This is a genomic window from Deferrisoma palaeochoriense, from assembly GCF_054656955.1.
In genome coordinates, this window is record NZ_BAAHXI010000024.1 from 32,502 (window position 1) to 50,470 (window position 17,969).

Genomic DNA, 17,969 nt, shown 5'->3' on the forward strand with positions numbered 1-17,969 from the left:
GCCCAGCCGTGTCGCGTTTCACGATTGACGGCCGTCGAGCCTCCTCGGCTCCGGGGTCCCGGCCTCCTCCAGTCCCGGGAACACCCGGATCTCCTTTACGAACCCGTGGCGCCGGAGCGAGCGGATCAGGCGGTTCAGGGTGCGGTCGCTCCCCGGCTGGATCCGGGCCGTGAGGACCTCGTTGCCCCGGGGCAGCTGGATTCGCTGGATGTCGAGGCCCAGGTCCCGGAACGCGGCCAGCACCCCGTAGAGCACCCCGGGGCCGTCCTCGAGCCGGATCTCGAGCTCCACCGTTCCGGGGTCCCTGAGATCCCCCCGGCCGCCCCGGTCCCAGTCGAGGGGCACCCCCCCGCCGCCCGCCACCCGCGGGCACACCACCCGGTGGACCCGTAGCCGCCCCTCCTCGGGCACCCCCACGATCTCGTCGCCCTCCACCGGGGCGCACTCGGGGCAGAACCGGATGTGGGGGTCGTCGAACACATACCGCCGCACCCGGCGCACCGGCTGGGGCCGGCGCCGGCGAAACAGGGAGAGCCGGCCGCCGGCCGGGCCCGGGCCCAGCACGGCATCGATCTCCTCCTCCCCCAGGCAGACCCGGCGGTAGAGCTCCTCCACCGGGATGTCTCCCAGCTCCCGCGCCCGGAGCATGGCCCGCTCGTCCACCTGCTCCTCGGCCAGGCCCCGGGCCCGCGCCGCCTCGACCACCCACTGCCTCCCGGTGGCTGCGGCCCGGTCGGCCTCCTTCCGGCGCATGTACCGGCGCAGGGCGGCGAGCGCCTTTCGCGTGTGGGCCCAGTCCAGGTACCGGTCGTCCGCCACCGGCCCGTCGGCCGTGACGATCTCGATCCGGTCCCCCGGTTTCAGGGGCGTGCCCAGCCCCACCTCCTCGTCGTTCACCCGGGCCCCCACGGCCCGGAGCCCGAGCTGCTCGTGGACCGCGAAGGCGTAGTCCAGGGCCGTGGCCCCCTCCTCCAGGCTGAACACGTCGCCCCGGGGGCTCGTGACCTGGATCGCGTCGGGTTTGTGGAACCGCAGGAAGTCCTGGATGTCCATGTCCTCGTTCTGGAGGAACTCCCGCAGTTCCTCCAGGTACTCCAGGTTGAACTCCGGGCTCGTGATGTCCATGGCCAGCAGCCCCAGCCGGTTGAACCGGTCGGCTGCCGACGGCGCCACGTAGAAGCTCAGGATCCGCCCCTGGTAGGACACCCGGGTTTCCAGGGCCCGGAACCCGTTCTTCCGGGGCACGCTCAGGGTGTCCGAGAACCCGCCGGGGAGGGCCCGGAAGTTCAGGTGGACCCGCCCCAGGGCCCGGTAGGCGTCCTCGGACGAGGCCGTGACGATCCGCACGGTGAACAGGTGCTCCGTGGTGGGGGGCACGTCGGGCCGGAACCGGTTCCAGCGGACCTCGATCCGGGCCTGGAGGTCCCCGGGGAACGCCTCGGCCAGCTTCTGCCGCAGGTCCTCCAGGGGCCGGGCCCAGCCCTTCTTGAGCTCCTCCTGGGCGGCCCGGAACCGCTCGAACGCCTCGGGGTAGAGGATCGGCCCGATCTTCTCGGTGAGCCGCTCCGCCAGGTCGAGCATGCACAGGCGCCGGCAGATGTTGGCGTACATCTCGGCGCTCTCCCGGGCGATGCGCACCTGCTTGTCGCGCCGGAACACCGAGAGGCTCTCCAGGTTGTCGAGCCGGTCGGCGAGCTTCACCAGGAGCACCCGGATGTCCTGGAGCACGTAGCTGAAGAGCCGCTGGTAGGTGAGGACCCGGCTGTCCTTGATCTTGGTGAGCGCCGCCACCAGGGGGGCGGCCTCGGGAAACTCGGCCTCGAGCTCCCCGTAGGTGTAGTCGGTGTCCTCCAGGGTGTCGTGGAGGAGGGCCGCCTCCACGGAGGCCCAGTCCACGATCCGGCCGTACCGGCTCACCTCCATGGCCGTGCGCACCGGGTGCCAGATGTACTCCTCCCCAGTTTTCCGGCGCTGGCCGGCGTGGAGCGCCTCGGCCTTGGCCAGGGCCCGGTCGAGGCGCTCGGCCAGCTCGCCTACCTCGGCCTCGTCGAGGGCGTGGTGGAGGATGTACTGGGTGAGGATCTGTTCCTTCTCTCGGGTGAACCGGTCCGACACGCGATACCTTCCCTGTGGGTGCCGCTGGGAGACGAGGAGGCTAGGAAGCTAGGAGGCTATAAGGCTCGGACGCCAAGATCCTTCGCAATTCCAGCGTCATCGGCTGCTCTAACCTGTGGAAGCGGCCTCCAAGCCGCGATACCGTACCCCGCGGGGTGAAGGCCGCAGGGGTTCGGGGTCCAAGGGGTTACCGGGAACTTCCTGGGTACCACACAAGGGGAAAGACCGGAAGGGGGGCGTCAGAACTTTCCGGTGCGCAGGATCGCGATGGCGAGCCCGAACCCCAGGAACCCTGCCACCAGGAACCCCAGGATCCCGAACACCGGGAAGTCCCACAGGAGCGGCCCCCGGCCGGCCAGCACGATGAGGCTCGAACCGATGATCAGGGCCGACACGATCATGGCGAACGACAGCCGGTTCGTGGAGCGGTCCATCTCGTGGAGTACCGGTTCGTAACCCTGGTGCACGAAATCCACCGCCAGCTTCCCCTCGAGGAGCTTCTGCAGGATGCGGGTGATCTGGCCCGGCACGGCCCGCACCAGGTCCCGGAGGTCCCGGGCCGTGCGGTACGCCAGGCGGGCCTGGCGGCGGGGGTCGAGACGCCGCAGCAGGAGCTTGCGGGCGTAGGGAACGGCCTCGTCGAGCACCACGAACTCGGGATCGAGCGTTCGGGCCAGGCCCTCCACCGTGAGGATCGACCGGGCCAGGAGAATGAGATCCGGGGGCACCCGCACCCGGTGGCGCAGCGCGATCTCCGAGGCCTCCCGGAGCAGATGGCCGATCCGCAGGTCTTTGAGGGGCCGGCCGAAATAGGGCTCGATGAGCTCCTTCAAATCCCGCTGGAAGGCCCGCAGGTCCACCGAGTCCTCGGCGCTCCCGAGCCGCACGAAGCCCTCGGCCATCTGGGCGTAGTCCCGGGTCACCAGGGCCAGAAAGAGCTCCCCCAGGTGCTCCTGGGCCTCCTCCGAGAGGTATCCCACAGCGCCGAAATCGAGGAACGCGACCCGCCCCTCGGGGGTCACCAGCACGTTGCCGGCGTGGAGATCCCCGTGGAACAGGCCGTCGTCGAACACCTGCTTCAAAAACGCCCGGGCGAGCACCCGGGCCCGGGGCCCGGGCTCGATGCCGTGGGCCCGGAGGGTTTCGGGCTCGTCGGCCGGCCAGCCCTCGATGGCCTCCATCACGAGGAGCCGCTTGGAGGTCAGCTCCCAGTGGACGGCCGGGATCACGACGTCCTGGAACTCCTCGAAGTTCTGCCGGAACCGCTCGATGTTGGACGCCTCGAGGAAGAAGTCGAGCTCCCGGTTCAGGGTACGGGCGAACTCGTCCACGATCTCCCGGGGCCGAAACGGCCGGGCCTCGGGGATGTAGCGTTCCACCAGCCCGGCCAGGAGGTACAAGGTGGAGAGGTCCTGGGACACGGTGCGGTCGATGCCGGGCCGCTGGACCTTCAGGACCACGGCCGCGCCGTCCACGAGCCAGGCCCGGTGCACCTGGGCGATGCTCGCGGCGGCCAGGGGCTCGGGCTCGATGCGGGAGAACACGGCCTCCGGGTCCTCCCCCAGCTCCTCGGCCACGATGCGCCGGACCTCCTCGAAGGGAAACGGGGGAACCCGGTCCTGGAGCTTTCGGAACTCCTCGGCGTAGGCCGGGGGCACCAGGTCGGGCCGGGTGGAGAGCATCTGCCCCAGCTTGACGAAGGTGGGGCCCAGGTCCTCCAGGGCCAGCCGCCACTCCACCGGGGCCGGCACGTCCCCCTCCACCCCGCTCCGGCCCCGGATCCGTCGGGAGAACGGCACGAGCCGTCCCAGACCCGCCCGCTCCAGGAGCTGGTTGAACCCGTGCTTGGAGAGCACGAGGGCGATCTCCCGGATCCGGCCCAGGGACCGGTAGGTGCGGGTCAGGGCGAGCACGTTCACGGCCGGGGCGCCTCCGCCAGCGCGAAGTCGATCTGCCGCCGGGGCACGCTCACCCGGTCCACCCGCACCCGGACCCGGTCGCCGATCCGGAAGGTGCGGCCCGTGCGCTCCCCGATGAGCGACTGGGTCTCCTCGGAGAAGTGGTAAAAGTCGTCCCGGAGGCTCGACACGTGGACCAGCCCGTCCACGAAGTACGTCTCCAGTTCCACGAAGAACCCGAAGCTCGCCACCCCCACGATGAACCCCCAGTGCTCGGTGCCCACCTTGTCGGCCATGAACTCGCACTTTTTCCACTGCACGGCCTCGCGCTCGGCCGCCTCGGCCGCCCGCTCCCGGGCCGAGAGGTGGGGACAGGCATCCTCCAGGTACTTCCGCTCCTTCTCGCGCCAGGCCTTAGACGCGGCCCGCCGCTGGAGGGCCTTCTTGAGCTCCCGGTGCACGATGAGGTCGGGGTACCGCCGGATCGGCGAGGTGAAGTGGAGGTAGCGCTCCGAGGCCAGGCCGAAGTGGCCGATGTTCTCCGGGGAGTACACGGCCTTGGCCATGGTCCGGAGCATCATGTTGTGGATCATGCGCTCCTCGGGCTTGCCCTCCACCTGGGCGATGAGCGCCTGGAAGTCCTTGGGGTGGGGCCGGGCCCGGCCCTTCAGGGTGTAGCCGAAGTTGTGGACGAACCGCCGGAACTCGGCGAGCTTTTCGGGGTCGGGGGCGTCGTGCACCCGGTAGGGGCACGGGATGCGCTTCTGGGTGAGGAAATCGGCCACGGCCTCGTTGGCCGCGATCATGAACTCCTCCACCAGGAAATGGGCCTCGTTGCGCTGGCCCCGCACGATGTCCTCGGGCCGGCCGCGCACGTCGAGCACGATCTCGGCCTCGGGCAGGTCGAAGTCCACGCTGCCCCGCTCGCGCCGCCGGGCCCGGATCAGCCGGGCCAGCTCCCCCATCTTGAGGAGCATGGGGGTCACGTCGGCGAGCTCCTCGGCCTCCGGGCAGTCCGGGTCGCCCAGGATCCGGGCCACCCGGGTGTAGGTGAGCCGGTGCCGGCTTCGGATCACGGCCGGATAGAACCGCGAGGCCTCCCGCCGGCCGCCCCGGGTGAAGGTCATCTCGGCCACCATCGCCAGCCGATCCACCCCGGGATTCAGGGAACAGATGCCGTTGGAGAGCCGCCCCGGGAGCATGGGAAACACCCGGTCGGGGAAATAGGTCGAGGTGCCCCGGGCGTAGGCCTCCTCGTCCAGGAGTCCCCCGGGTTTCACGTAGTGGCTCACGTCGGCGATCGCAACCCGCAGCCGGAACCGCCCCCGCTCGAGCTCCTCGAGCTCCAGGGCGTCGTCAAAGTCCCTGGCGGTCTCGCCGTCGATCGTCACGAAGGGGCGATCCCTGAGGTCCTCCCGGTCTTTGAGGTCCGACGGCCGGACCTTGGTCGGCACCTTGTCGGCGGCGGCCAACACCTCCGGCGGAAACTCCACCGGGATGCCGTGCTTCAGGGCGATGGCCTTGGCCTCGGCCGACGACTCGCCCCGGTTCCCCAGCACCCGCACCACCCGGCCCTCGGGCCCGGCCTCGTCGGTGGGGAACGCCGTGATCTCCACCTCCACGATCTGGCCGTCGGCCGCGCCCCCGAGATCGTCGGGGGCCACGTAGACCTCGTGGAGGAGCCGCTCCTCCAGGGGAACCACCACCGCGGCCTTGCGCCGCACCCGCACCACCCCGATGACCCGCGGGTTCGCCCGCTCCAGGATCCGGATGATCCGGCCCTCGGGCCCCTTGGGGGGCCGGCGCTCGATGCGGGCCACCACCCGGTCGCCGTGCATGGCGGCCCGAAGCCAACGGGGCTTGATGAACACGTCGGGCTGGTCGGGCTCCTCGGCCACCACGAACCCGAACCCGTCCGGGTGCACCGTGAGCCGGCCGACGACCAGGCCCACCCGCGAGGGGTGGGCGTAGCGGCCGCCCTTGATCTCCACGACCTGGCCGGCCTCGACGAGCTCCCCGAGCCGGGCCAGGAACTCGGCCTCCTGGGCCCGGGGCACCCGCAGCCCCTTCATGAGCTCCCGGGCGGTCAGGGGGTGGGGGGCCTTCTCCCGCAAAAAGCCGACGATGGTTTCGGGTTTGGGGGCCATGGGTGGAGTCCTTTCGCTGCCGCAAGAAACGCCGTCAGCCGGCGCGGGTACGCACGAGCTTGGCGGTGGCCCGGGCCGCCGGGGTGCCGTCCTCCAGGAGGGCCTCGGCTTCGCCCGTGAGCAACCGTCCCCGGCCGTTCGAAACCCGGCCCGTGACCCGGAGCGGCCGGCCCACGGGCACGGGTTTGAGATACCGCACGGTGAGCTCCGCGGTCACGGCCGGCGTGCCCAGGAGGGTGGTGAGCTTGCCCAGGGCCTCGTCCAGGAGCGTGGCCACCAGGCCGCCGTGCACGATGCCCTCGTACCCGATGTGGACCGGCCGGGGCGTCCACACGGTCTCGATCGTTCCCGCGGCCTCGTCGAACCGGAACTCCAGCCGGAGCCCCTCGGGGTTCTCCTTGCCGCAGACGAAACAGTTGTCCTGCCAGCGCAGTTCCATGGCCGGTCGTTCCTCCGGAATGCGCCCGTTGCACATGGGCCCGGCAGTATAGCGGCGGGCGCCGGGGCGGGCAACGATCCCCCCGGGGCCCGGGGGGCGGCGAAGGCGCCTACCCCGCGGGTTTTCTTGATTTTCCGCCGGGCTTTGGGGTAGCGTACCCGGCTTCGTGCGACCGTCCGCGTTTCGATCCAGACCGGGAGACCTCGGCCATGCTGAACCAGATCCGAAAGAACGTCCGGAACCCCTACGTCCAGGCGGTTCTGGGGCTCATCATCCTCGTGTTCATCTTCTTCTTCGGGTGGGGCGTGCGGTCCCAGAAGCCGGCCTACGTGGCCAAGGTGAACGGCACCGAGATCGATCTGGCCACCTACCAGCGGGCCTACGGGAACCTGGCGGAGCTCTACCGCCAGGCCTACGGCGAACGCTGGAACGCCCGCATGGCCAAGGAGCTGGGGCTGGCCCGCCGGGCCCTGGACCAGCTCATCGACCAGGCCCTTCTGCTGCAGGAGGCCGACCGGCGGGGCATTGAGGTCACCGACGAGGAGCTCGCGGCCGCGATCCAGGCGGTGGGGGCGTTCCAGGAGGGCGGCCGGTTCAGCAAGCAGCGCTACCTCCAGCTCCTCGACGCCAACCGGATCACCCCGCTGGAGTACGAGCAGTCCACCCGGCGGGAACTCCTCCTGCGCAAGGTGGAGCAGGCCATCCGGGCCCAGGCCCAGGTCACCGACGCAGAGATCGAGGCCGAGTACCGCGACCGCAACACCAAGGCCCGGATCTCGTTCGTGGCGTTCCGGCCCGAGGCCTTCGAGCCCCAGGTCGAGGTGACCGACGAGGCCCTGGCCGAGTACTACGAGGCCCAAAAAGAGCAGTACCGCACCCCCGAGCGCCGCTCGGCCCGGTACGTGCTCTTCGCCCCCGAGGCGTTCGAGAAGGACGTGGAGGTCACCGACGAGGAGATCCGCCAGGAGTACAACTGGCGGGCCGGCGAGTTCGCCGAGAAGGAGGCGGTGCGGGCCCGGCACATCCTGGTGCGGCTGCCCCAAAACGCCTCCGAGGACGAGGAGAAGGCCGCCCGCGAGCGGATCGAGAAGATCCGGAAGCAGATCGAGGAGGGCGCCGATTTTGCCGAGCTCGCGAAGAAGGTCTCCGAGGACCCGGGCTCCAAGGACAAGGGCGGGGACCTCGGGTACTTCGAGCGGGGCAAGATGGTGCCCGAGTTCGAGAAGGTGGCGTTCTCCCTGGAGCCCGGCCAGGTGAGCGAGCCCGTGCGCACCCCCTTCGGGTACCACCTGATCCGGGTCGAGGACCACCGGGAGGCCCGGCAGAAGCCCCTCGAGGAGGTCCGGGACCAGATCGAGCGGGACATCCGGCGGCGCAAGGCCCTGGAGCTCGCGTTCACCGCGGCCGACAACACCCTGATGGACCTGGAGGACGGCAAGGTCACCTGGGAGGACCTGGCCAAAGACCACGAGGTGAAAACCACCCCGCTTCTGGCGAAAACCGAGCCCGTGCCCGGGGTGGCCAAGCCCGAGGAGTTCCGGGAGGTGCTCTTCTCCCTGGAGCCCGGGCAGCCCGGCGAGGTGCTCGAAACCCCCCAGGGCACCTACCTCATCGCCCTGGCCGAGCTCAAACCGGCCGAGGTGCCGCCCCTGGAGGACGTGCGGGACCAGGTCGAGGCCGCCTACCGCAAGCAGGAGGCGGTGCGCTTGGCCCGGAAGAAGGCCGAGGAGTTCCTGGCCACGGCCCGGGAGAAGGGGTGGGACGAAGCCTTGAAGGCCTCGGGCCTCACGGCCGAGACCACGGACCCCTTCGTGAAAAAGGGCGGGGCCGTGCCCAAGATCGGCTGGTCGCCCGAGCTCAAGGAGGCGGTGTTCGGGCTGGAGCCGGGGCAGGTGGCCGAGGAGCCCTTCGAGGTGAACGGCAAGATCTACGCCGTGCGCCTAGAGGAGAAGATCGAGCCCGACATGGCGGGGCTCGAGGCCGAGCGGGAGAAGATCCGCGCCGAGCTCCTCGCGAAAAAGCAGGAGCAGGTGTTCGAAGAGTACCTCCAGCAACTCCGCAAAGAGGCCGAGATCGAGATCAACGAGGATCTGGTCCGGCTGGAAGGGTAGGGAGGCCTCCCACCACGGAGGGCACGGAGGAGTTGGGGATTCGGCGGCCCGGCGTTCAGCGCCGGGCCGTTTCCGTTTCCGCGGCCCAGGAGACGACGGCGTCGAACCCCGGGCCGGACAAAGGGCCGGGGGGAAGCAGGGCCTCGATGTGGGCCGAAAGGGTCTCGTGGCCCGGGGTGCCCGGGGGGCACCACCGGGGGGCGGCCGGGCCCGGGACCGTGCCCACGAGAAAGCACGGGGCGCCGGCGGCCCGCAGCCGGCCCCCGAGCTTTCCCCCGGCGCCCCAGGCGTGGAGGTTCCCCACCAGCGCGAGCATCCGGGGGGCGCCCGCCGCCAGAGCCTCCGCGACGCGACGGGCCATGTGGCCGTCCCGGTCGCCCAGCTCGCCCCGGGGCAGGTCGAGGGCCACCAGCCGGACCGCCCCCTTCCGCCGGAGGGCCTGGAGGTCCCCGAGCAGGCGCCGATACGACGGGCCCCCGATCACCGGCGGAAGGTCCGGCGTCTCGCCCCGGTCGAGCGCGGGCTGGAGGTCGGCCGGCAGCTCCAGCCCCACGGCCAGGCCCGGGAACCGGCGGGCCGCCGCGACCGCGACCCGGCCGAACCACCGGTGGCCCGGTTCGAACCCGTGGCGCTCCCCCACCACCACGACCCGGTGGGTCTCCAGGGCGGCGAGCAGCCGGGTTTCCACCCCGGCGCCCGCCGATCCCGCCGTCAACGCAACGAAAAGGGCGGCCGCCAAGGCCGTCCGGCTGCCTCCGTGCATGGATGAATCCGCTGGAAAGCTAGAAAGCTGGGAAGCTGGGAAGCTCTAAGGCCGCACGTCGCAGGTCGTTACGGGCTAACGACAAACGACAACCGACCGGCGACGAACGAAAATCCACCGATTCCCGGCCCTTCGCGTCCCATTGGGCCGACGCCCCTCAGCCCTTCCAATCCAGCAGGGTCCCGAGCATCTCGTCGGCCGCCCGGAGCACCTGGAGGTCGGCCTCGAACCCCCGCTGTCCCTCGATCAGGGTGGCCATCTCCCGCACCGGGTCCGCGTTGGACCCCTCGGCCGGCTCCGTATCGGGGGGCTCCGGGGGAACCGGCGGCCCGGGGGTCTCCTCCCGCGCGGCCTCGGCCCGGACCCCGCCGGGGGTCTCCTGCAGGGTCACCTCGAGGCGCTTGTACCCGGGGGTCGTGGCGTTGGCGAGGTTCTTCGCGGCGGCGTCCACCTGGGTCTGCCGGGCGAGGGCGCCCGAAACGGCGGCGTGCAGGGCTCGGATCATGACAACCTCCCGGGCAAGAGCGACCTCCGGATTCAGGATCCGCATCGATCCAGGGTCCTTCCTTTCCCTTCTCGGCCGCCGGAACCAACGGCTTGAATCCGCGCGGCAGCGAGCTATCTTTCTCGCGCACCGGAGGAAGCAGATGGACCGACGCCGCCTTCTCGCCGTGGCCCGGGGCGACGAACCCGCGGACCTCGTGTTCCGAAACGCCCGGGTGCTCGACGTGTTCCGGGGCACCCTCGAGACGGCCGACGTGGCCGTGGCCGGGGGCCGGATCGCGGGGGTGGGCGCCGGGTACCGGGGCCGGGAGGAGGTGGACGCCGCCGGCCGGGTGCTCGGCCCGGGGCTCATCGACGCCCACGTGCACCTGGAGAGCTCGCTGCTCCACCCCCGGGAGTTCGGCCGGGCCCTGGCCCGCCGCGGCGTCACCACCGCGGTCACGAACCCCCACGAGATCGCCAACGTCTCGGGCCTCCCGGGCCTGCGCTGGCTCCTGGCCGAAGGCCGGGGCGAGCCCTGCGAGCTCCTCGTCACCCTGCCCTCCTGCGTGCCGGCCACCGATCTGGCCACCTCGGGGGCCCGGATCGAGCCCAAAGACCTGGCCGCGCTCCGGGAGCTGCCCGGCGTGGTGGGGCTCGGGGAGCTCATGGACGTGGGGGGCGCGGTGCGGGGGGATCCCCGGGTCCTCTCGGAACTGGAGGTCGGCTTCGACCGGGTCGACGGCCACGCCCCCGGGGTCACGGGCCGGGTTCTCAACGCCTACCTGGCCCTGGGCCCCTCCACCGACCACGAGGCGGCCGGCCCCGAAGAGGCCCGGGAAAAGCTGGCCCGGGGGATGCGCATCCTGATCCGGGAGGGAAGCGCGGCCCGGAACCTGGAGGCCCTGCTGCCCCTGGTGACCCCGACAACCGAGCGGCGGTTCTGCCTGTGCACCGACGACCTCTCCCCGGCCGACCTCCTGGAGCGGGGCGGGGTCGATTTCGCCCTCGGCCGGGCCATGGAACTCGGGCTCGACCCGTTCGTCGCCTGGCGGCTCGCCACCCTGAACCCGGCCGAGGCCTACGGGCTCTCTGACCGCGGCGCCGTGGCCCCGGGCCGGCGGGCCGACCTGGTGCTCTGGGACGACCTGCGGGAGCCCCGGCCCGTGGCGGTGTACCGGGAGGGCCGGAGGGTGGACACCGCCCCGCCCGGCGAGCCGCCGCAACCCCCGGCTGCGCTCCGCGATACCGTCCGGATCGCCTGGGACCGGGTCCGGCTCGACCTGCCGACCGCCGGCCGGGCCCGGGTGATCCGGGTGGAGCCGGGCCAGATCGCGACCCGCTGTGAGGTGGTGGACCTCGGCGGCAGGGCGCCCGACCCGTCCCGGGATCTGGCCAAACTGGCCGTGATCGAGCGCCACCGGGGCACCGGCCGGGTGGGCCTGGGGCTCGTGCGGGGCTTCGGGCTCCGGCAGGGGGCGCTCGCGAGCACCGTGGCCCACGACCACCACAACCTGATCGTCCTCGGCATGGACGACGCCTCCATGCTCACGGCCGCCCGGGCCGTGGCCGAGGCCGGGGGCGGCATGGCCGCGGCCTCGGGCGAGCGGGTGCTCGCGCTCCTGCCGCTCCCGGTGGCCGGGCTCCTTTCGCTGGCACCCCTCGAGGAGGTCGCCCGGGCCCAGCACGAACTCGACCGGGCAGCCCGGGAGCTCGGGGTGGCGATCCCGGAGCCGTTCTGGACCCTGAGCTTCCTCGGGCTCGAGGTGATCCCCGAGCTCAAGCTCACCGACCGGGGGCTCGTGGACGTGGGCGAGGGCCGAATCGTTCCGTTGGCCGCAAGCGGCCAACCGCTGGGCAGCTAGTGAGGCGTTCCCGAAAACCCGTGGTTTTCCCCAGGGGTGGGGCTGGGGGCCCCTCCTTCGCTGAACGGCCTCGCGCTTCGTCGGAACCCCCAGCCCCACCGCCGCCATTTGCATACGTTTTTGTGCGACGGACCACTAGGCGGCTTGGCGGCAGCCGCCCAACTACCTCGCCGCCTAGCCGCATGCGGTCGGCGCCTCTGTCCTCTGTCCTCAGACGTCTGATCCCCGGTACGGAGGACCCATGGCCGAGCGGATACGGATTTTGTACGACGAAACCCAGATCCGGCGGAGGGTGGCCGAGCTCGCCCGGGAGGTGGACCGGGACCACCGTGGGGTGGACGAGCTCGTGCTCGTGGGGGTGCTCAAGGGGAGCTTCATCTTCCTGGCGGACCTGGCCCGGGCGCTCACGGTGCCCCGGCGGGTGGATTTTCTGGCCGTGTCCACCTACCCGGGGGAAACCCGGGAGCCCGGCGCGGTCCGGCTCCTCATGGACCTACGCATCGACATCGCGGGCCGGCACGTGCTCCTGGTGGAGGACATCGTGGACACCGGATCGACCCTGGCCTACCTCCAGGGGCTTCTCCGGGCCCGCAGGCCGGCCGCGCTCCGGACCTGCGTACTCCTTCGTAAGGGCGCCCGCCTCGGCCACGACGTCACCCTCCACTACGTGGGCTTCGACATCCCCGACGTCTGGGTGGTGGGGTACGGGCTCGATTACGCCGAGCGGAACCGGTGCCTGCCCTACATCGGGGTCGTGGAGCCGCCCGAAGCGAGCGCGAGCCCGGCCTGAACCACGAGCCCCGGGTCGAGCTCGCCCAGGCACCGGGGATCCGGGCATCCGATCGGGCCCCCGGCCGTGCACGGGGCGCAGGAGGCGCCGGTCCGCACCACCCGCACGCGGGGCCCCAGGGGCCGCCAGAGCCCCGGGTTGGTGGGCCCGAAGGCCGCCACCGTGGGAACCCCGAGGGCCGCGGCGAGGTGCGTGGGGCCGGCGTCGTTCCCCAGGTAAAGGGCCGCGCCGGCGAGGATCCCGAGGAGCTCCGGCACCGCCCCGCACACCGTGACCGGGCCCACGGCCTCCCACCCCGGGGCGCCCCGCTCGGCCTCGGCCGGGCCCAGGATGACCCGCACCGGAAGCCCGAGCGCGCGGCCGAGCGCCCCGCAGGCCTCGGCCCAGAACGCCGGGGGGAAGTTCTTCTTGGGGTCGCCGCTTCCGGCGTGCACCGCGATCCACCGGGGCTCCCGGGCCGGGAGGACCGCCCGACGCCAGGCCCGAAGGAGGGGCCCCGGCGGCCGGGGCACCCCGGCCCGGTCGAGCTGGAGCGCCTGGAACCGGGGCACCCAGGGGCCCCCCGGGGGCGGGAACGAGGCCACCCCCAGCGCCCGGTCCCCGGCGTGGCGAAGCCACCGGGGCGGCGCCCGGCCGCCGAACCCCGCAACCCACCCGAACCGGCCCAGGGCCCCCCGCACCGTCTCCGACGGCGCCTCGCCGAAGAGCTCGTGGCCCCGGCGGAGGAGCTCGCCCGGTGCCGGGCCGAACCCGGGTAGAAGGGCGAGCCGGTCCGAAGGCCCCCAGAAGGCCCGCGGCCCCCCGGCCCAGGCCGCGAGCCGCAGGATCGCCGGCACCGAGAGCACAAAATCCCCGAGGCCCCCCTGGTGGTACACGAGGAGCCCGGCCCCAGGGGCCCTGGAGGTTCCGTCACGGTGCCCGCAGAGGAGCGTTTCCACCGACCGATCACCTCCTTCATTTGGCCTGGCGGCCGGGCTGCGCGGCGGCTAGTGGTCCGTCTCACAAAAAAGTATGCAAATGGCGGCGGTGGGGCTGGGGGTTCCGACGAAGCGCGACGGCCGAGCAGCGCGGGCCGCCCGGCGCCAGGGGAGCGGCCGCGGCGCGTGCCCTCACGCGCCGCAGCGGATCGCGCCGAGGCGGCCCCTGTGAGGCCGTTCAGCGAAGGAGGGGCCCCCAGCCCCACCCCCGGGGAAAACCACGGGTGTTCGGGAACGCTTCACGAGATCCTGCCGGGTCCCGAGAACGGCGCCGGTTCCTCCCTGTAGGAGCGGCTTCCACGCCGCGACACACCCCCCAACCGGGCCTTCGGCCCGGATCGCGGCGAGCACGCCGCTCCCTCGACCGGCCCCCCGCACCGGCGCGATCATGCCCGGGGAGCCCCTTCCCCGTCCAGGAAGCCCCCCGCGTCTTCCCGGAGCGTTGCGGCCTCCGGTCCGGACGGGCTAGCATTCCGGCGGCGCGGGCCCCATGGTTTCGCGTTCCAGCGTCCCAGCCTCCCGGCGTCCTAGCCGTCTACGAGGTTTCCGCCATGAAACCCCTGCTCCACCGGATGCCCGGCCCCCTCAACGGGGTCCTTTCGCTCGCGTTCCTCGCCGTGAACACCGTGGTCTGGTGCCTGCCGCTCTTCGCGGTGGCACTCCTCAAGCTGGCCGTACCCCGGAGCCGCTGGCGGGCCTGGTGCGACCGGGTGCTGAACGCCATCGCCGAGGCCTGGATCGCGTGCAACAACACCGGCCTCGACCTCACGAAGCCCATCCGCTGGACCGTGACCGGCCTCGAGGGCCTCGAGCGCCGGGGGTGGTACCTGGTGCTCGCCAACCACCAGAGCTGGACCGACATCGTGGTACTCCAGAAGGTGTTCCACCGGCGGATCCCGTTCCTCAAGTTCTTCATCAAGAAGGAGCTCATCTACGTGCCGCTCTTGGGGCTCGCCTGGTGGGCCCTGGATTTTCCCTTCATGAAACGCACGCCCAAGGCCGTGCTCGAAAAAAAGCCCCACCTCCGGGACCGGGACCTCCGGGAGACCCTCAAGGCCTGCGAGAAGTTCAAGACCATCCCCATCTCGGTCGTGAACTTCGCCGAGGGCACCCGGGCCACCCCGGCCAAGCGCCGGGCCCGGGGCTCCCCCTACAGGCACCTCCTCCGGCCCAAGGCGGCCGGAACGGCCCTGGTGCTCGCGGCCCTGGGCGACCGGCTGAGCCGGATCCTCGACGTCACCATCGTGTACCCCGAGGGGCCGCCCCGGTTCTGGGCCTTCCTGTGCGGGAGGATCCGGGAGATCCGCGTGCACGTGGAATCCCTGCCCGTGACGCCCGATCTCCTGGGCGACTACTTCCACGACCCCCGGTTCCGGGAGCGGTTCCAGGCCTGGCTGAACGGGATCTGGGAGGAAAAGGACCGGCGGATCGAGGCGATGCTCGAGGAGTACGGCGTCCGGCCCGCGCGCCTCGCGGCCCGGGCGTAGGGGCCCCTGGCTATTCCAGCAGGCGCGAGTCCGGCTCCCGGCGGCGCCAGGCCTCCCACGACGTGTCGGCGGAGGGAAACGCGGGGAGCCGCCGGCCCGCAAGCGGGCCCTGGATGCCCCGGAGGCCGCCCTGTTCCGGGTACCAGAGGGTTCCGGTCTCCCGGTCCACCAGCACGAAGGTCCAGCGGTAGGTCCAGCCCGAGGGGGTGAGGGTGAGGGTTCGGCCGTCGATCCGGCGGCTGTACACAGCCGCTAGGTCCACGAGGGGTCAGTAGGCCACGGCGACCGGATCTTCCCCGACCCAGGCGTTCGCCACCTCGTGGCCCCGCAGGAGCGGCACCGAGTACGCCCGGGCCTCGCGTCCGCGGCCCACCCCGATCACCCGGAGCCCCGGCGGGGGCGGCGGGACGGGCTCCCGGAGCCCGTCGTCGGTGAGGGGGACGAAGGCGTCGCGGCCGATGCCGTATTGGAAGCCCTCGGGCCGGAACCCGCGGCGTTCGGCCTCGGTCACCTCCCAGCGCTCGCCCCGCTGGTCCACCAGGAACACCCGGCCCCCCTGCCGCTCCACCTGGGCTCCCGGTGCGCCCGTGGCGGCGAGGACCGCCGCCATTCCCAACACGATGCCCCAACGCATGGTTCTCCTCCCGCGTGAGAGACGCTACCCGGCGTTGGGTCGCCGCCGCGGGGGGAACCTTTCGCCGGCCGGGGAAAGGGAGGAAAACCGATGGGTCGGAAGCACGCGCGGTCGGTGGCTCGGCGATGAGGCTCTGGTCGTTGCATCCCCGGTACCTCGACGCCCGGGGGCTCGTGGCCCTGTGGCGGGAGGGGCTCCTGGCGAAGGCCGTGCTCGAGGGGAAGACCCGGGGCTACACCCGCCACCCCCAGCTCCTTCGGTTCCGGGCCCAGCCCGACCCCGTGGCCGCCCTCCAGGCCTACCTCCTGGCCGTGCTCGCCGAGGCCCGGGCCCGGGGGTACCGGTTCGACCCGGGCAAGGTGGACCCCGCGGCCCGGGCCGACCCCATCCCCGTGACCACCGGCCAACTCCGGTACGAGTGGGACCACCTGCTCCGAAAGCTCGCGGTCCGGGACCCTGAGCGCCACCGGTTGCTGCGCTCCCTCTCCGACATCGAGCCCCACCCCGCCTTCCGCCCCGTGCCGGGCCCGGTGGAGCCCTGGGAGGTCAGGAAGTAGGCACGCGCCGCCCCTGCCGGGCCGGGCGTGGGCTCGGGCCGAACCGGCCCACGGGGCGGGGCAAACCACAACCAACTGGATGGCGCTCCCCCCCCGGCGGCGACGCTCACAGGAGCCGCACGGGCCGCTCCAGCCCACGGGCCAGCCGTTCAAACCGGCGGTCGAAGGTGAAGAATTCGTCCGCGTCGGAACTCGACGAAAGATGCAAAGCGTCGGCGAGATCCATTCCTCCGTCGTACAGATCGATCGCCTCCGCCACCCGTTCGGCATCCTCCACGACCACATTGGGTAGGCCGAGCACGTGGAGCAACGCGTTCCTCACGTTCTCCCGTGGCAGCCCGTAAACGGCCCTCAACACCCACTCCGTCTCCAGCACCACGGTCTTCGGAACAAAGACATCCCGGGAGTGTTTCAGTAGTTCGAACGCCCGCGCCGCCTGGGCCGGGTCGTCGTTCGTCACGTACCGAACGAGCACATGGGTGTCGACCGCTTCCTCGATGACGAACTCCGTGCCCGGCTCCCAACGGCGCGCCTGCCGGATGTGTTTCGGGATGACGATCTGCCCCTTGCTCGACAGCCGGGTTGTATCCATGGCGGTCCTCCGCTCCGGTAAGATTCGATCTTTCGAACCTAGCGCCCTCGGGCGGCCCCGTCAATCTCCGTGCCGCCCCGTCATGGGTTTCTGCCTGGGCGGCGCCTTTGCCGGCAACCCGTGCCCGGTGGTCCGGGAGCCTGGCTGCCGGGATGCCCGCGCACGCTACGGCTACCCTGCGGCCCGCCCGCGGGGGGCTGCCCTTCAGCCCAAACCCGACCTCGCTAGCCCGCCTTGTCCACCCGACGGACACCGGCCGGCCGTTCGACGGTCCGATCTGCGCCTTCCGGTTTACAAGAAGGCAATACAGCGGCATAGTGTAAACTAATCGGAGGAGCGACATGGCAATCGGAGAGCGGATCAAAGCGGCTCGGCGGAGGGCGGGCATCAGCCAGCGGGAGCTGGCCGAGAGGGCCGGCGTGAGCGCGATGGCGATCTCGAAGTACGAACGCGGCCTGGCCGTGCCCCGTTCGGGTGTGTTGATCCAACTGGCACGGGCGCTGGACGTAAAGGTCGAATTTTTGCTGAGGCCCCAAACCATCCGCCTTGCCCCGCCGGAATACCGTCGCCGACTGGCTCTCGGGAAAAAGCACCGGCAGGCGGTCTTGGAACAGGTGCGCGAGTGGCTCGAACGATACGTCGCGGTGGAGCGGCTCTTCGCTCCGGACGAGACGCCCCTGTTCGCCATCCCGGACGACTGGAGCCGCCTGGTGGAGCGCCCCGAGGATGCAGAGCTGGCTGCCGAAAGGCTCCGTGAGGCATGGGCGTTGGGGCAGGGCCCGTTGGACAACCTGCCCGAACTCCTCGAAGACAAGGGCGTAAAGGTCGGGCTGGTAGACGCCCCCGAGGACTTCGACGCCCTCACGGTCTGGGCGAACGACGAGATTCCGGTGATCGTGGTGAAGCGAGGGGTTCCCGGAGACCGACAACGCTTCAGCCTGGCCCACGAGCTGGGTCATCTGCTACTCGAGCCGGCGGACACCCGCAGCGCGGAACGAACGGTGAACCGCTTCGCCGGGGCCTTCCTGGTGCCGCGGTGTGCGGTCTACCGAGAGTTGGGACAAAAGCGGCACCGGTTGGATTTTCACGAACTCCACTTGCTCAAACATAA

16 protein-coding genes are annotated in these 17,969 nt (G+C 71.6%); 6 read left to right on the forward strand and 10 right to left on the reverse strand.

The window, feature by feature from the left end:
• Window positions 1-18: 18 nt before the first annotated feature.
• The 4 genes from ACYQ8L_RS08575 to ACYQ8L_RS08590 form a co-directional block, all read right to left on the reverse strand.
• On the reverse strand, window positions 19-2,115 hold the full coding sequence (locus tag ACYQ8L_RS08575) for an HD domain-containing protein (protein WP_459941372.1): 2,097 nt from the start codon (window positions 2,113-2,115) through the stop codon (window positions 19-21).
• Between the two features lie 239 nt (window positions 2,116-2,354).
• Entirely contained in the window at window positions 2,355-4,034 is a 1,680-nt protein-coding gene (locus tag ACYQ8L_RS08580; protein WP_459941373.1) for an ABC1 kinase family protein, read from the reverse strand.
• Window positions 4,031-6,160: a ribonuclease R gene (rnr, locus tag ACYQ8L_RS08585; protein WP_459941374.1), complete on the reverse strand. Its 2,130-nt coding sequence runs from the start codon at window positions 6,158-6,160 to the stop codon at window positions 4,031-4,033. Before rnr ends, ACYQ8L_RS08580 begins: the two co-directional genes overlap by 4 nt.
• A gap of 34 nt (window positions 6,161-6,194) precedes the next feature.
• Complete coding sequence (locus ACYQ8L_RS08590) at window positions 6,195-6,599, reverse strand: PaaI family thioesterase (RefSeq protein WP_459941375.1); 405 nt, start codon at window positions 6,597-6,599, stop codon at window positions 6,195-6,197.
• Window positions 6,600-6,808: 209 nt separating this feature from the next.
• On the opposite strand from ACYQ8L_RS08590, the gene ACYQ8L_RS08595 reads away from it, so the two are divergent.
• Window positions 6,809-8,710: a SurA N-terminal domain-containing protein gene (locus ACYQ8L_RS08595; protein WP_459941376.1), complete on the forward strand. Its 1,902-nt coding sequence runs from the start codon at window positions 6,809-6,811 to the stop codon at window positions 8,708-8,710.
• Between the two features lie 55 nt (window positions 8,711-8,765).
• Here the strand turns inward: ACYQ8L_RS08595 and ACYQ8L_RS08600 are convergent, their stop codons facing one another.
• On the reverse strand, window positions 8,766-9,473 hold the full coding sequence (locus tag ACYQ8L_RS08600) for a hypothetical protein (protein ID WP_459941377.1): 708 nt from the start codon (window positions 9,471-9,473) through the stop codon (window positions 8,766-8,768).
• 157 nt (window positions 9,474-9,630) lie between these two features.
• The gene (locus tag ACYQ8L_RS08605) at window positions 9,631-9,978 is read right to left on the reverse strand and encodes a flagellar basal body rod C-terminal domain-containing protein (RefSeq protein WP_459941378.1); all 348 of its coding nucleotides are present in this window, start codon (window positions 9,976-9,978) and stop codon (window positions 9,631-9,633) included.
• A 142-nt stretch (window positions 9,979-10,120) separates the two neighbouring features.
• On the opposite strand from ACYQ8L_RS08605, the gene ade reads away from it, so the two are divergent.
• Together ade and hpt are read left to right on the forward strand one after the other, a co-directional pair.
• Window positions 10,121-11,821 (forward strand): adenine deaminase, encoded by a 1,701-nt coding sequence (ade, locus tag ACYQ8L_RS08610; RefSeq protein WP_459941379.1) that lies wholly within the window; start codon window positions 10,121-10,123, stop codon window positions 11,819-11,821.
• A 241-nt stretch (window positions 11,822-12,062) separates the two neighbouring features.
• A complete protein-coding gene (hpt, locus tag ACYQ8L_RS08615) occupies window positions 12,063-12,611 on the forward strand; it encodes a hypoxanthine phosphoribosyltransferase (protein WP_459941380.1) in 549 nt (182 codons plus the stop codon).
• Here hpt and ACYQ8L_RS08620 read toward each other — a convergent pair.
• Window positions 12,563-13,549, reverse strand: coding sequence for a glycosyltransferase family 9 protein (locus ACYQ8L_RS08620; protein WP_459941381.1), 987 nt, complete (start codon window positions 13,547-13,549; stop codon window positions 12,563-12,565). The two genes, hpt and ACYQ8L_RS08620, sit on opposite strands and share 49 nt — an antisense overlap.
• Before the next feature lie 599 nt (window positions 13,550-14,148).
• On the opposite strand from ACYQ8L_RS08620, the gene yihG reads away from it, so the two are divergent.
• Window positions 14,149-15,075: a 1-acylglycerol-3-phosphate O-acyltransferase, YihG family gene (gene yihG, locus ACYQ8L_RS08625; RefSeq protein WP_459941387.1), complete on the forward strand. Its 927-nt coding sequence runs from the start codon at window positions 14,149-14,151 to the stop codon at window positions 15,073-15,075.
• Window positions 15,076-15,085: 10 nt separating this feature from the next.
• Here yihG and ACYQ8L_RS08630 read toward each other — a convergent pair whose 3' ends face one another.
• A complete protein-coding gene (locus ACYQ8L_RS08630; RefSeq protein WP_459941382.1) occupies window positions 15,086-15,337 on the reverse strand; it encodes a DUF3179 domain-containing (seleno)protein in 252 nt (83 codons plus the stop codon).
• A 6-nt stretch (window positions 15,338-15,343) separates the two neighbouring features.
• A complete protein-coding gene (locus ACYQ8L_RS08635; RefSeq protein ID WP_459941383.1) occupies window positions 15,344-15,709 on the reverse strand; it encodes a hypothetical protein in 366 nt (121 codons plus the stop codon).
• Window positions 15,710-15,834: 125 nt separating this feature from the next.
• On the opposite strand from ACYQ8L_RS08635, the gene ACYQ8L_RS08640 reads away from it, so the two are divergent.
• Window positions 15,835-16,266: a pyrimidine dimer DNA glycosylase/endonuclease V gene (locus tag ACYQ8L_RS08640; RefSeq protein WP_459941384.1), complete on the forward strand. Its 432-nt coding sequence runs from the start codon at window positions 15,835-15,837 to the stop codon at window positions 16,264-16,266.
• A gap of 106 nt (window positions 16,267-16,372) precedes the next feature.
• On the opposite strand, the gene ACYQ8L_RS08645 is transcribed toward ACYQ8L_RS08640, so the two are convergent.
• Window positions 16,373-16,858 carry a PIN domain-containing protein gene (locus ACYQ8L_RS08645; RefSeq protein WP_459941385.1) on the reverse strand — a complete coding sequence of 162 codons (486 nt, stop codon included), beginning with the start codon at window positions 16,856-16,858 and terminating at the stop codon, window positions 16,373-16,375.
• A 341-nt stretch (window positions 16,859-17,199) separates the two neighbouring features.
• On the opposite strand from ACYQ8L_RS08645, the gene ACYQ8L_RS08650 reads away from it, so the two are divergent.
• Window positions 17,200-17,969 (forward strand): helix-turn-helix domain-containing protein (locus ACYQ8L_RS08650; protein ID WP_459941386.1); only part of this gene is annotated, 770 nt, incomplete at its 3' end.

Coding starts and splice junctions, on each gene's coding strand:
- rnr (WP_459941374.1), bottom strand. CDS start 6,160: ATGGCCCCCAAACCCGAAACCATCGTCGGCTTTTTGCGGGAGAAGGCC.
- ACYQ8L_RS08590 (WP_459941375.1), bottom strand. CDS start 6,599: ATGGAACTGCGCTGGCAGGACAACTGTTTCGTCTGCGGCAAGGAGAAC.
- ACYQ8L_RS08595 (WP_459941376.1), top strand. CDS start 6,809: ATGCTGAACCAGATCCGAAAGAACGTCCGGAACCCCTACGTCCAGGCG.
- ACYQ8L_RS08600 (WP_459941377.1), bottom strand. CDS start 9,473: ATGCACGGAGGCAGCCGGACGGCCTTGGCGGCCGCCCTTTTCGTTGCG.
- ACYQ8L_RS08605 (WP_459941378.1), bottom strand. CDS start 9,978: ATGATCCGAGCCCTGCACGCCGCCGTTTCGGGCGCCCTCGCCCGGCAG.
- ade (WP_459941379.1), top strand. CDS start 10,121: ATGGACCGACGCCGCCTTCTCGCCGTGGCCCGGGGCGACGAACCCGCG.
- hpt (WP_459941380.1), top strand. CDS start 12,063: ATGGCCGAGCGGATACGGATTTTGTACGACGAAACCCAGATCCGGCGG.
- ACYQ8L_RS08635 (WP_459941383.1), bottom strand. CDS start 15,709: ATGCGTTGGGGCATCGTGTTGGGAATGGCGGCGGTCCTCGCCGCCACG.
- ACYQ8L_RS08640 (WP_459941384.1), top strand. CDS start 15,835: ATGAGGCTCTGGTCGTTGCATCCCCGGTACCTCGACGCCCGGGGGCTC.
- ACYQ8L_RS08645 (WP_459941385.1), bottom strand. CDS start 16,858: ATGGATACAACCCGGCTGTCGAGCAAGGGGCAGATCGTCATCCCGAAA.